This window comes from Nocardia pseudobrasiliensis NBRC 108224 (genome assembly GCF_001613105.1).
In the GTDB taxonomy this organism is placed as follows: domain Bacteria; phylum Actinomycetota; class Actinomycetes; order Mycobacteriales; family Mycobacteriaceae; genus Nocardia; species Nocardia pseudobrasiliensis.
The window spans coordinates 11937-23499 of record NZ_BDBS01000061.1 but is presented as its reverse complement, the minus strand read 5'-3'; the positions used below and the strand labels follow the sequence as shown (position 1 = coordinate 23499).

General features: G+C 67.4%; 14 protein-coding genes. 9 read left to right on the top strand and 5 right to left on the bottom strand.

From position 1 onward, the window contains the following. Window positions 1–189 precede the first annotated feature (189 nt). Together NP4_RS35690 and NP4_RS35685 are read left to right on the top strand one after the other, a co-directional pair. Window positions 190–423 (top strand): DUF397 domain-containing protein, encoded by a 234-nt coding sequence (locus NP4_RS35690; RefSeq protein ID WP_068007549.1) that lies wholly within the window; start codon window positions 190–192, stop codon window positions 421–423. Window positions 424–513: 90 nt separating this feature from the next. Continuing rightward, window positions 514–1401, top strand: coding sequence for a Sco1979 family transcriptional regulator (locus NP4_RS35685; protein ID WP_068007547.1), 888 nt, complete (start codon window positions 514–516; stop codon window positions 1399–1401). Window positions 1402–1502: 101 nt separating this feature from the next. On the opposite strand, the gene NP4_RS35680 is transcribed toward NP4_RS35685, so the two are convergent. The 4 genes from NP4_RS35680 to NP4_RS35665 all read right to left on the bottom strand — a co-directional run bounded on the left by NP4_RS35680 (window position 1503) and on the right by NP4_RS35665 (window position 5507). Beyond that, window positions 1503–1754 carry a hypothetical protein gene (locus NP4_RS35680; protein ID WP_062513817.1) on the bottom strand — a complete coding sequence of 84 codons (252 nt, stop codon included), beginning with the start codon at window positions 1752–1754 and terminating at the stop codon, window positions 1503–1505. A gap of 618 nt (window positions 1755–2372) precedes the next feature. Next, window positions 2373–3152: a metallophosphoesterase family protein gene (locus NP4_RS35675; protein WP_211335773.1), complete on the bottom strand. Its 780-nt coding sequence runs from the start codon at window positions 3150–3152 to the stop codon at window positions 2373–2375. Further along, window positions 3136–3963, bottom strand: a complete 828-nt coding sequence (locus NP4_RS35670) for a nucleotidyltransferase family protein (protein WP_068007545.1) — start codon at window positions 3961–3963, stop codon at window positions 3136–3138. The genes NP4_RS35675 and NP4_RS35670 overlap by 17 nt, the downstream gene beginning before the upstream one ends. Before the next feature lie 29 nt (window positions 3964–3992). Next, window positions 3993–5507, bottom strand: a complete 1515-nt coding sequence (locus NP4_RS35665; RefSeq protein WP_068007542.1) for an FAD-dependent oxidoreductase — start codon at window positions 5505–5507, stop codon at window positions 3993–3995. A gap of 94 nt (window positions 5508–5601) precedes the next feature. Here NP4_RS35665 and NP4_RS35660 point away from each other — a divergent pair, with 94 nt between their 5' ends. The 3 genes from NP4_RS35660 to NP4_RS35650 all read left to right on the top strand — a co-directional run bounded on the left by NP4_RS35660 (window position 5602) and on the right by NP4_RS35650 (window position 7430). Further along, entirely contained in the window at window positions 5602–6105 is a 504-nt protein-coding gene (locus NP4_RS35660; protein ID WP_068007667.1) for a DUF6328 family protein, read from the top strand. A gap of 105 nt (window positions 6106–6210) precedes the next feature. After that, window positions 6211–6462, top strand: coding sequence for a microaggregate-binding protein 1 (gene mbp1 / locus NP4_RS35655; RefSeq protein WP_068007664.1), 252 nt, complete (start codon window positions 6211–6213; stop codon window positions 6460–6462). A gap of 128 nt (window positions 6463–6590) precedes the next feature. Further along, a complete protein-coding gene (locus NP4_RS35650) occupies window positions 6591–7430 on the top strand; it encodes an acyl-CoA thioesterase domain-containing protein (protein ID WP_068007539.1) in 840 nt (279 codons plus the stop codon). 2 nt (window positions 7431–7432) lie between these two features. Here the strand turns inward: NP4_RS35650 and NP4_RS35645 are convergent, their stop codons facing one another. Beyond that, window positions 7433–8272 (bottom strand): hypothetical protein, encoded by an 840-nt coding sequence (locus NP4_RS35645; protein WP_068007536.1) that lies wholly within the window; start codon window positions 8270–8272, stop codon window positions 7433–7435. Between the two features lie 395 nt (window positions 8273–8667). On the opposite strand from NP4_RS35645, the gene NP4_RS35640 reads away from it, so the two are divergent. The 4 genes from NP4_RS35640 (at window position 8668) to NP4_RS35625 (ending at window position 11280) form a co-directional block, all read left to right on the top strand. Beyond that, window positions 8668–9060, top strand: coding sequence for an STAS domain-containing protein (locus NP4_RS35640; protein ID WP_082876518.1), 393 nt, complete (start codon window positions 8668–8670; stop codon window positions 9058–9060). 87 nt (window positions 9061–9147) lie between these two features. Beyond that, window positions 9148–9831 carry a PAS and ANTAR domain-containing protein gene (locus NP4_RS35635; RefSeq protein WP_068007528.1) on the top strand — a complete coding sequence of 228 codons (684 nt, stop codon included), beginning with the start codon at window positions 9148–9150 and terminating at the stop codon, window positions 9829–9831. A gap of 233 nt (window positions 9832–10064) precedes the next feature. Beyond that, complete coding sequence (locus NP4_RS35630) at window positions 10065–10496, top strand: ATP-binding protein (RefSeq protein WP_068007660.1); 432 nt, start codon at window positions 10065–10067, stop codon at window positions 10494–10496. Continuing rightward, window positions 10486–11280 carry an RNA polymerase sigma factor SigF gene (locus NP4_RS35625; protein WP_068007525.1) on the top strand — a complete coding sequence of 265 codons (795 nt, stop codon included), beginning with the start codon at window positions 10486–10488 and terminating at the stop codon, window positions 11278–11280. The genes NP4_RS35630 and NP4_RS35625 overlap by 11 nt, the downstream gene beginning before the upstream one ends. The last annotated feature ends 283 nt before the right edge of the window (window positions 11281–11563 follow it).

Here is an 11563-nt window from a genome sequence, read left to right as displayed (position 1 = left end):
ACTCATGACGGATCAAGATCAAAGCCGTTGTGTCCCAGCGTTTCCGGTCGTCAGAAGGGCTCGATCTCCCGCTACCCCCGTGCTATCGTTTGGATGTCAGTTTCAAATGCAAGAACAGTTGCGCGAACAGATGCAAGCACTGGCTCACCGCGGCGAGCGATGGGGCCTCCGATCGAGCAGGAGACAGCAATGACCGATTTGACTGCCATGGGTGGCGAGCGGCCGTCCGGCTTGGCATGGCGCAAGAGTACGTTCAGCAATCCCAGCGGAAACTGTGTCGAAGTGGCCGATATGCCCAACGGACTGGTCGCCATGCGCAATTCGCGCGATCCCGAGGGTGCGGTGCTCGTGTACACCCGTCCGGAGATCGATGCTTTTTTGCGCGGCGCGAAGAGTGGGGAGTTCGACGATCTGGCACTCTGAGCGGTAGCATTAGCTTTCGGCGCGGTGTGGTCGCGACGAGGCGGTTGTGACCCTCACTGCCGGTGATCGTCGAGCATCGGAGTGGACCTCATGATCGCAGAACCTGTCCGTATCGGCCGCGTGGAATCGCTTGTCGCCGAACGCGGTCCGACCGCGCTTCGGATCGCGGTCGGCGGGCAGCTCCGCAAACTACGAGAAGAATGCGGAATCACCCGCGAGGCCGCAGGCGACCACATTCGTGGGTCGCACGCGAAGATCAGTCGTCTCGAACTCGGACGAACCGGGTTCAAGGAACGCGACATCCGAGACTTGTTGACGCTCTACAAAGTCAACGACCCCGAACAGCGCGAGATGTTCCTGGATCTGGTTCGCAAGGCGAACCAGCCGGGGTGGTGGCATCGCTACAGCGATCTGCTGCCGCCCTGGTTCGAGACATATCTCGGACTCGAGCACGCGTCCAAGGCGATTCGCAGTTTCGAGGGCCAACTCGTGCCGGGTCTGCTGCAGACCGACGACTACGCGCGTGCGGTGGTGGCCCTGGGTCACGAGAACTCCGAGACCGCGCGCCGGGTGGAGCTGCGCAGGAAGCGTCAGGAGATTCTGGAGCGGCGCGGCGCGCCGACGCTGTGGGCCGTCATCGATGAGGCGGTTCTGCATCGGCCCATCGGCGGCACAGAGGTGCTGCGCGCGCAGATCGAACATCTGCTCGGAATGGCGAGCCGGCCGAATATCACCATTCAGGTCCTGCCCTATGCGGCGGGTGGCCACGCGGCCGCGGGCAGCTCGTTCACGATGCTGCGTTTCGCCGAGCCGGAATTGCCCGATATCGTCTATATCGAACAGCTCACCAGCGCGCTCTATCTGGATCGCCAGCAGGATCTCGAGCTGTATCGCCAGGTGATGGATCGCCTCAGTGTGCAGGCCGAACCGCCCGAGCGTTCACGAAAGATGCTGGAAGAGGTCGCCGCCGAACTGTAATTCGGCGGCCGTCCCGGCAACCGCTGGCGAACACGGCACGAGCGGCCGTCGGCTCGTGGCCGATGACCGCTCGCGCTGCAACAGCTGTATCGCCGATGAAGCTATTGCCTGATAAAGCTGGAGGCGATGCGCCAGAACGCGTCCGGTTGCATCGAATGGAAATCCCAATCGTTCACCATCGCGTGTGCGGTGGTGACGATTCGGTCGATATCGAAATCGTCGCGTGTGGCCGCGCCTGTGGACTCGACCGCGTCGATCACGAAACGTGTTGCGGTTTCCCGCGAGTAGATATGCTGCTCGGTCCGGTTCCTGTCCATAATTCCGAGCCGGCCGAGGTCCATTGGCTGGTTCATGCGAACGCCCCTGACGCCAGGCCGAGAGTTAACCGACGGCGAAATGTGGCCCCGGGTTCACCCTACGGCTTCCCTGGTAGTCCCCTGTACTGCCTTGACAGGGAAGAGTTTAGGTCCGTGCAAGGAGCAGATGCAAGTACATCTGCAACTTCTAATATGCAGTCGCAGAGTGTATTTGGGCTGCTGAACGGTTGCTATTCGATCCCAGCAAACATTTGCCGCCCCACCGCGGGGCGGGTGCGGCGGGGTTTGTCGTTGTCGGGGGTTTCGCGCCCGCGTGGCATCGCGTGTTTCGAATCTTGTTCCAGATATTTGCGGGACGTCACGTGTTGTTCGCCTGCGCTTTGTTCGGCGGCACATCTCACGGCGTGTCGCCGTCCTCGGTGTCCGCCCGGGTGTCCGTCCGCAGCCGTGCGCGGACCGGTCACCGGCGCAACAAGATCGAACGGCGGCTCGCGCGGAAAGGACGGACACCTGTCCGCCCGCGTCGCCTCAGCGACGCGCCAGCGGCCTCGTAGGGCGGCCGTGCGCCGCCGCGGCGCATCGGTGGGCCGAATGCGGCCGTGGGCGGCGCTGTCCGGCGGTCAGGGGTGCGTAATCGGTCCCGCGGCGCGGCGCTCACCCGTGGGCCGCCGGTTCCGGTTGCGGCCGGGTCCGGGCGGGGACGGCGAGGTCGTACACGGCGAAGGCCGAACGGATGACCGGCTGGGCCACATTGCGCACCCGGATCCCGCCCGGGGTCGTCCCGCGTTCGGTTCCGGCGTGCGCGTGCCCATGTACCGCCAACTGCACGCCGCAGCAGTCGATCGCCTCGCCGAGCAGATACGAGCCCAGGAACGGATAGATCTCGCGTGGCTCGCCGTGCAAGGTGTCGCTGACGGGGGAGTAGTGGGTCAGCGCCACGCGTATATCGGTGTCGAGTCCGGCCAGCGATTCGCGCAGCGCGTCGGCCATGCCCACGGTGTGGGAGGCGAATTCGCGCATGATCCGCTCGCCGAACACGCTCGCGCACTTACCGGCGAAGCCGCCACCGAAGCCCTTGGTCCCGGCCACCCCGAGCGTGCGTCCGCGCACGGTCACCGTCGTCGCGCCGCCCTCGAGCACGGTGATGCCGTGATCGGTGAGCAGGGCGGTGATCTCGTCCTGCGCGTCGCTGTGATGATCGTGATTGCCCAGTACGGCGATCACCGGCACGCCCAGATCCGAGAATTCGACGGCCACCACGCGCGCCTCGTCCAGGGTGCCGTGCCGGGTCAGATCCCCGGCCAGCAGCAGCACATCGGCGCAGTCGGGCAGTTCGGCCAGGGCCGGGCGCAGCAGGCCGGTCGAATCCTCGCCCAGATGTACGTCCCCGACGGCGGCCAGGCGCACGACCGCGCCGTCATCCGAGATGTTCATGATCCACCGGGGCCGTCGGGGAGCTGATGCGAACGTCGTTGTGCACCCGCAGTTTCGGGGCGTGCTCGTGCACGACCTCCTCGAGGTGGCGGCGGCGTTGCTCGCTGCTCACCTCGCCGTCGAGTACGACCACATCGCCGCGAATCGTCACGTGCACACCGAGTTCCGCGGTGCGCGGATCCTCGGCGAAGGCGCGGCGCAGATTCGCCACGAGATATTGCGGCAGCACCTCGCCGCTGGGATCGTCGATCACGATGCCTCCCTTGTCGGTGATGCCCAGATCGTCGAGTAGGCCGAGAAAGGCTCGGGCATACGGCGATACGGCCGTCTCCTCGCGCACCCGCGACCAGTCCACCTGCTCGCGCAGCGCGCGGGCGATATGCATCAGCCCGGTGAAATCCAGCCGGTGCGGATCGAGCACCATGAGTTTGTCCACCATGAGATCGGTGCCCGCGACCACCGGCGCCGCGGCCGGTCCGATCCGCATCCACGTTGCGCGCGAAAGGATTTCGTCGGTCACCGTGCGATAGTTGGGCCGGAAGATCAGATCCACCAGCGTATCGCCGTCATAGGCCTTGGTGAGCCAGTCCTCGGGCGGGTCCACCAGTCGCAGTCCCGCGCGCGCGAGCGCCTGGCGGGCCCGCTCGACATCGGCGGGTTTGACGAAGATGTCCACATCGTGATCCGAGGCCGGACCGCCGCGGGCATACACCGCGCAGCCGCCCGCCACCGCGCACGGGATCTCCGCTTCCAGCAGGGTGTTCACGACACGCGTGAGTGCCTGCAGGAGCTGATCGATCGACGCGGGCATGCCTTGGGCCTACCCTCCGGCGGTGGCGGCTAATCGCCGGGCGCGGGTGTCAGCGCGCGAGTGGCCGGACCCTCGAGTACGCGGCCGTCCGGTGCGAACCGCGACCCGTGCAGCGGGCAGTCCCAGGAACATTCGGCATCGTTCCAGGCGACCACGCCGCCCAGATGCGGGCATACCGCCGAGACCCGCCGGGTGTGTCCGTCGACCGTGCTGATCGCGCACGGGGTGCGGCCCTGCCGTTCCACGCGGCCCGCGCCCTCGGCGGGGGTGGCCTCCGCGCCGGTGACGAGGCGGGCGATCGGAGCCGCCAGCGCCGAGAGCCAGCCCTTCGAAAAGCGCAGGGCCACTTCGCCGTTGTCGCGCACCGCGGTGGGCAGGGCCGCGAGTTCGCGGGGACTCCAGGTGTCGAAGACCGACTGCCAGGGCGAGGGTTTGCCGATGATCCGCCCGCGCAGCGTGTGCGCCGCGGCGACCGCGTTGGCCAGACCCCATTTGGCGTATCCGGTGGCGACCAGGATGCGATCGTGGCCGGGCAGAATCGGTCCGGCATAGGGCAATTCGGCGCTGGGCCGATAGTCCTGGGCCGACCAGCGGTACAGCGGTTCCGCGCCGGGGAACCAGGTCCGCGTCCAGTGCAGCACCTCCTCGGCGTGCCCGCGAGCGTCGTCGGTGCGGCCCACGCCGTGGCCGCTGCCGCCGACCAGTAGTAGATCGCCCTGGGGCGAGGGGATGTAGCGCACCGAGCGCACCGGTTCGTCGGCGCTGAGATACATGCCGCGCGGCGGGGGCTGCGGCACCGCGAAGGCCGCGGCGTAGGAGCGCTGGGCGCTGACCCGGGCGAAGAAGCCGCCGCGATCGAGAATCGGTGTGCCCGTGGCCAGGACGATGGTGTCGGCGGCGACGTCGCCGTGATCGGTGCGCAGGATGTGATCGTCGCCGTCGCGGCTGCGCAGACCCTCCACGCGGGTGTTCTCGAAGATCGCCACCCCGTGCGCGTCCAGATCCGCGGTCAACGCGTCGACGACGTCGACGGCGTCGAGCTGGATCTGATCGGCCAGCCGGACCGCGCCGTACTGCGGGAACGGCAGCGCCAGATCGGTGGTGAACTCGGTTTCCAGACCCGCCTTGCGCGTGGCGGCCAATTCGGTGCGCACGGCCTCGGCGCCCGCCTCGGTCTGGGCGTAGGTGTAGGCGTCCTCGCGCTGCACGGCGACCTCGTGTTCGGCGCAGTACGCGGCCAGCCACTGCTGTCCGGCCCGATTGGCCTCGGTGTACTCACGCAGCACCCGGGTCGAATGCCGACGGGCGATGGCGCTCGCGCGGGTGCCCTGCAGCAGGCTGACCTTGCCGGTGGTGTTGCCGGTGGTGACCGCCCCCAGCCGCCGCGCCTCGACCACGGCCGTCGCATAGCCCTGTTCGGCCAGCAGCAGCGCGGTGACCAGCCCGGTCAGACCGCCGCCGACCACCACCACATCGAAGCGCAGACCCTCGGTGAGGGGCGGATGGGCGGGCGGTCGCGGGGACTTCAGCCAGATCGAGGTCATGGGTGCGGGTTGCCCGGCTCGCGCGCGCGGAAACGCCGTGCCGATTGGGTGTTGCGTCCCGGGGGTAGGCCGGTAGCACACGATGGACGGAGTCATGGACACACACGCAGAACCGCCGCTCGGTGACCAACGCTGGGACCAGCGCAATCGGCACGAGACCGAAACCCAACGGCTGGACCGGAACTGGACCATGCTGATCCAGGAGACCCGCGTGGTGCAGACCGGGGTGCAGCTGCTGACCGGCTTCCTGCTGACGCTGCCGTTCCAGACCCGATTCACCGCGGTGATGACGGCATGGATGCGCTGGACCTATCTGGGCACGGTCGCGGCCTCGATCGGGGCGACGGTATTCCTGGTGGGGCCGGTGTCCGCGCATCGCATCCTGTTCCGCCGTCATCTGCTTGGCCGGGTGGTGGCGACCGCCCACGTGTACGCGATGATCGGGCTCGCGCTGCTGGGCGCGGCGCTGACCGGGGTGGCGATCCTGATCTTCGACGTGGTCGCCGGGACGGGTGCGGGCGTGGCGGCGGGTGTGACGTTCGCGCTGCTGTTTCTCATCGCATGGGTGCTGCACCCCTGGCATCAGCGCAGGCACTGAGGGCGCGCGGTGGCATCGATCACCGCGGCGCGCAGCGCGTTTCGGCCCACTACTCACGGGTAGGCCCTGAATGTCCGTGGTATCGACATTCTGGAGGTGAATGTCTTGTCCGAGCACGACAAGGGCGGCATCCGTGAGGGATTCGAAGGTGCGGTCGAGGATGTGAAAGGTAAGGCCAAGGAGGCCGCCGGAACCGTTCTCGGCAACGAGAATCTGCGCGACGAGGGTCAGGCTCAGCAGGATAAGGCCGACTCGCAACAGGAGGCCGCCAAGAAGGAGGCCCAGGCCGAGAAGGAACGGGCCGAGGCCGAGGCAAAGAAGAAGCAGCAGGAGGCGTACCAGCGCGGTAACAGCTGATCCGCATTCGATACGCGGCCGCCCGGCTCCCGTAGCCGGGCGGCCGCTGTCGTGTGGCGCGAGGACACGTGCTATATCTGCCAGGAGGAAAACAAGATCGGCCGCGGGGCCGGGCAGGACGTGGGGCAGTGCGCGAGGCATACGGATATTTCGACGTCGACGGCACCGAATACACGCCGCGGCCGATGGCGGCCAGTCAGTGGTCCGCCGATCAGGTGGTCGGCCCCGCGCTGTGCGGTCTGCTGGCGGGTGCGATCGAAAACGAGCACGGCACAGACGGTTTCGTGCCGGTGCGGCTGACGGTGGATCTGTTCAAACCCGCGCGTATGCGGCAGCTGACCGTCTCGACCACGCGGGTGCGCGACGGTAAGCGCATCCGACTGGCGGACGCGGTGCTGGGCCAGGGCGAGGATCCGGTGGCGCGCGCGTCGGTGGTTCTGTTGCGGCCCTCCCAGGAGCCGCCGGGCGCGATCTGGAAGCGCGCGGCCCAGCCCGTGCCGCCGCCCGCGGATCTGGCCGGGCCCGACGGGGTTCCGGCGCCCCCGCTGTGGGGCAGCGACGATTCCGGGTGGTCGTCGTCGGTGTCCGAACACGAGGACGACAGCCGCAAGCGCAGTTGGCAGTCGCCGCCACCCGCGGTCGCCGGGGTGGCGGCCACGCCGTTCGTGCGCGCCGCGATGGCCGCCGAGCAGACCAGTATGGTCACCAACTGGGGCGACGCGGGGATCGGCTTCATCAATACCGATCTGACCGTGGGCTTTTCGCGGTTGCCGATCGGTACCTGGATCGGACTCGAGGCCGACAACCATCTCAGCGAGCGTGGACTCGCGGTGGGTACCGCGACGCTGTTCGACCGGCACGGCAGCTTCGGCACCGCGATGATCACCGCGGTCGCCAATGCGGCGCGACAGATCTCGGCGGCCCGGATCGATGGCGTGATCGCCGCGGCGTCGCAGTCGAGTTCCTGAACTCAACGCGCCAACCGGTGCCGCTGCCACTGCCGGGCGGCATCGCGCAGGCTGCGGGTCCAGACATTGGGATTGCGCTGCGCGGTGGCCGACCACTCCTCGGCCAGCGCGGTCGCGAAGACCGCGAGCTGGTGGTCGGAGGCGCTGTGCCAGGCGGGGATTCGCGCGGCCCAGCGCTCGGCCTCGTCGGGCTGCTGTCCGGCGAATACCAGCCAGACGATCCAGCAGCCCGGATCGATCCAGCCCGCGCCGCGGGTGGCCCAGGGCCAGTCGACCAGATGGGCGACCCCCGATTCGGTGATGAGCACATTGCTGTAGTTCCAGTCGGTGTGCAGCAGCGCGTCGCCGGCCAGCAGGGCGCGCTCGGTCGGATCGGGAAGGTAGGCGCCCCAGCGTCGTTCGGCGTCCTTCAGCTCGAGCGTGCGGGGGGCGTGCAACCGGCCGAGCGCGGTCATGGTCGCGGCGGTGGCCTGTAGATCGGAGTCGATGCGGTAGTCGGCGAAATGCCCTGCGACATAATCGAATCCGAGTATGTCCCAGCCGTCGCTGGTGATCTGCCAGCGCACCCGCGGCCCGATCGGGTCGACGTGCGGGCCGAGTTCGGCCTCCCGGTGCTGAGTCCAGACCTCTGGATCGTCCGCGCGCATCCCCTTGACAAAAGTACGGCCGTCGGCGGTATCGACGACGGCCGCGAGATGGCTGGAGAATCCGGCGATTACGGACTCCGCCCGCAGGATCGGACCGGTCATCGCCGCCACCGCCGCTCGGGTCGCCTGTGGTAGTTGTTCCCAGCTGCGTCGCCGCGACGACGTCTGCGCCCGATCGACTGTCACCTCCGACATGTACCGCTTATCGAGAACCGGATCAAGCACGTCACCAACCCGACGGGTAGGTTTCCGAAGTGTGTTCGTTCGGTGATGCGAGTGCCGCGAGGACACCGCGCGATCGACGATCCTCGCGGGTGCGACGAAGCCGGCGGTAGGGGTTGCGAGGATGTCGGATTTCCGCTGTGCTGAGGCCCTTACCGGGTAGTTTCGGCCGGAAGCGATGACAACTCCCGCCGGTCCGTGACAGAATGGATGCCAGGTTGAGACTACAGCCGATCCCGGTTCACGCTCGGAACTCGATCCGCGGCTGCCGGGCGACGGTCATGTAGTACTTCGACTGTCTGCCGACGGCATTATCGGAACGATCTCCGCGCAAGGACTGGACACCCCCTTTCAGGGAGGCTCTAGTTATGTCTGCAATCGCCGTTCTGCACCGTCGGATCGACGTGTCCGCCGAGGAGGACGATGGTCCCCCGGTAGCTCCCGTCGCCCGACGTAGGCAGTGCACGATGGTCCGGGTCGAAGGCGAGCTGGACGCGACCGTGGCCACGGATTTCGCCGAAGCGCTCGACCAAGCCGTGGCGGGCAGTTCCCGCGCCGTGGTCATTGATCTCAGGTCGACCCGCTTCCTCAGCATCGGATCGGCGCAGGCCCTGGTCGCCGCCAAGCAGCGTGCGGCGGCCGCGGGAGTGGATTTGCGGGTGGTCTCCGGTCGTCGCGAGATCGAGCGCGTGTTGGAGGTGACCGGGTTGCGAGCGCTGTTCCGCTACTACCCGTCGGTGCAGGCCGCGGTGGAGGCCTAGTTGTCGAACAGGTTCGGGTGGGATCGGTCGCCGATCGGTCTCACCGTTCCGCCCGTCGCGTTCTCGGCGGCAGCGGATACTCGTGGGGTGGCGCAGGGTGGTGAGCTTTCCGCGGTGGACGCGCGCGATTTGGAGCGTGTCGTCGGTAGCGGAAAACCGCAGAGTGTGGGTAGTTTTCGGTTCTGGTTCGCCGATCAGCGATGGGAGTGGTCCGATGAGGTCGCGCTCATGCACGGCTATGAGCCGGGCATGGTCGAGCCGACCACCGAATTGCTGTTGAACCACAAACATCCCGACGATCGCGCGCAGGTCGCCACGACCATTGCCCGCTCGATCGAGCGGGCGGAACCGTTCTGCAGTCGGCATCGCATCATCGATACCGCCGGGCGGGGCCATCATGTGATCGTCGTGGGGGATTACCTCGTGGGCGAGGACGAGGTCGTGGTCGGGAGCACCGGCTATTACATCGATGTCACCGACACCCTCGCCGAACATCGACAGGCGACGCTCAGCGACGCACTGCCCGAGCTCTACGAGGCGCGGGCGGTGATCGAGCAGGCCAAGGGCGCGTTGATGCTGGTGTACGGCATCGGGCCCGAGCAGGCGTTTCGGGTGCTCACGTGGCGGTCGCAGGAGACCAATACCAAACTGCGTACGCTGGCTCAGCAACTGATCACCGAGATCGTGGCGCTGGGCGGGTTGTCGGTCGAATCGCGCACGCGGTTCGATCATTTGCTGCTGACCGTGCACGAGCGCGCGGCGGCCGATTGACGTGGAGTTTCGATCGGGGCGTCAGGGGTAAGCGTCCACTGGTAAGTCGCCGGACAGGAAGGCCAGCACGTGGCAGCCGTTGGATGGACCCGAGCGCCGCGGGTGAAGCAGCCTCGGCTTAGAGTCGAGCAGAGCGGGGGACCGTGGACGTGACATCGGATGGACGGCGATTCGGCCGGGGCGAGCGCGCCCCGGCCGTAGTCGCCGGTTGGGAGGAGGAGAGGGACGTGTCGATGAGCGAGTGGGTTTCGAGGTCACCCGCGCAGACCTCCACCGTGGGTATTCGTGTGCCCGCGGAATTGGGACAGCTCACCATGCTGCGCGCGCTGGCCGAAACCGTCGCGCTGATCGCGGATTTCGCGCTCGACGAGGTGACCGATATCCGCGTCGCCCTCGACGAGATCGCCACGGCCCTGATCGCCGAGGCCGCACCCGGCAGCTCGGTCGACTGTGATTTCTCCTATAACGACGGCCGGATGACGGTACATGTCACGGGTGTGGTGGCCGTGTCGGATGCCCTGGACCAGAACAGCTTCGGTTGGCACGTGCTACAGACGATCACCGATTCGATCTCCGCTGAGACCGCACCGTTCGACGCGACCCGCAACGGTTACCCCGTCGTCGTCGAATTCGGCCGGGCGCGAGGGGAAGCCGATGGCGGATGAACGCGGCCGCCGTCACCGGGGCGGTGACAGCTACGACAATATAGAGCCGGTCTTCGAGGAGCTGGCGGCGCTGGCGCCCGAGGATCCGCAGCGGGAGGTCGTGCGGGAGAAGGTCATCGGCCTGTGCATGCCGCTGGCCGACCACATCGCGCGCAAATTCTCCGGCCGCGGTGAGAATTTCGACGATCTGCTGCAGGTCGCGCGGGTGGGTCTGGTGCAGGCGGTCGACCGGTTCGATGTGACCCGGGGTTCGTCGTTCCTGTCCTTCGCCGTTCCCACCATCATGGGCGAGGTCCGCCGCCATTTCCGCGACAACACCTGGGCGGTGCGAGTTCCCCGGCGCACCAAGGAGATCCAGCTGTCGATCGGAGGCACGATCGACCAGCTCGCCCAGCGCCTGGGCCGCATGCCGCGCGCCCGCGAGATCGCCGAGGAGCTGGACGTGGACCTGGTCGAGGTGACCCAGGCCCTGATCGCCGGAAATTCCTACCAGGCCTCCTCCTTGGACGCGGTGACCGGCGACGACAGCGAGAACACCCCGCTGTCGCTGCTCGAGGTCCTCGGCGAAGCGGAACCCCGCTACGACCGAGTAGAGGAATTCCTGGCCGTCAAACCCCTGATAGCCGAACTCCCCGAACGCGAGCGCAGCGTCCTGGTAATGCGCTTCTTCGAATCCAAAACCCAAACCCAGATAGCCGAGGCCCTCGGCATCTCCCAAATGCACGTCTCGCGAATCCTGTCCAAAACCCTCAACTGGCTCCGCGAGGAGGCCCTCCGGGAGTAGCGCCCATCCCGTCGTCACAATCTCCCCGGCCTCATCGGACGGCCTTGGCCGCGGCCGTGTCTCATCGGATGTCCCTGGCCTCGGTCGCGCCCATCCAATTTCCTGGCCTCGGTCGCGCCCACCCAATTTCCTGGCCTCGGTCGCGCCCACCCAATTTCCTGGCCTCGGTCGCGCCCACCCAATTTCCCTGGCCTCGGCGCGCAGCGCCGAGGCCAGGGTCGTCTCCGCTCACTGAAGGATCGGCGGCTCCGGAGACGTCGGATCAGGTGGTGGCGGAATCGGA

Coding starts and splice junctions, on each gene's coding strand:
- NP4_RS35690 (WP_068007549.1), top strand. CDS start 190: ATGACCGATTTGACTGCCATGGGTGGCGAGCGGCCGTCCGGCTTGGCA.
- NP4_RS35685 (WP_068007547.1), top strand. CDS start 514: ATGATCGCAGAACCTGTCCGTATCGGCCGCGTGGAATCGCTTGTCGCC.
- NP4_RS35680 (WP_062513817.1), bottom strand. CDS start 1,754: ATGAACCAGCCAATGGACCTCGGCCGGCTCGGAATTATGGACAGGAAC.
- NP4_RS35675 (WP_211335773.1), bottom strand. CDS start 3,152: ATGAACATCTCGGATGACGGCGCGGTCGTGCGCCTGGCCGCCGTCGGG.
- NP4_RS35670 (WP_068007545.1), bottom strand. CDS start 3,963: ATGCCCGCGTCGATCGATCAGCTCCTGCAGGCACTCACGCGTGTCGTG.
- NP4_RS35665 (WP_068007542.1), bottom strand. CDS start 5,507: ATGACCTCGATCTGGCTGAAGTCCCCGCGACCGCCCGCCCATCCGCCC.
- NP4_RS35660 (WP_068007667.1), top strand. CDS start 5,602: ATGGACACACACGCAGAACCGCCGCTCGGTGACCAACGCTGGGACCAG.
- NP4_RS35645 (WP_068007536.1), bottom strand. CDS start 8,272: ATGTCGGAGGTGACAGTCGATCGGGCGCAGACGTCGTCGCGGCGACGC.
- NP4_RS35640 (WP_082876518.1), top strand. CDS start 8,668: ATGTCTGCAATCGCCGTTCTGCACCGTCGGATCGACGTGTCCGCCGAG.
- NP4_RS35630 (WP_068007660.1), top strand. CDS start 10,065: ATGAGCGAGTGGGTTTCGAGGTCACCCGCGCAGACCTCCACCGTGGGT.
- NP4_RS35625 (WP_068007525.1), top strand. CDS start 10,486: ATGGCGGATGAACGCGGCCGCCGTCACCGGGGCGGTGACAGCTACGAC.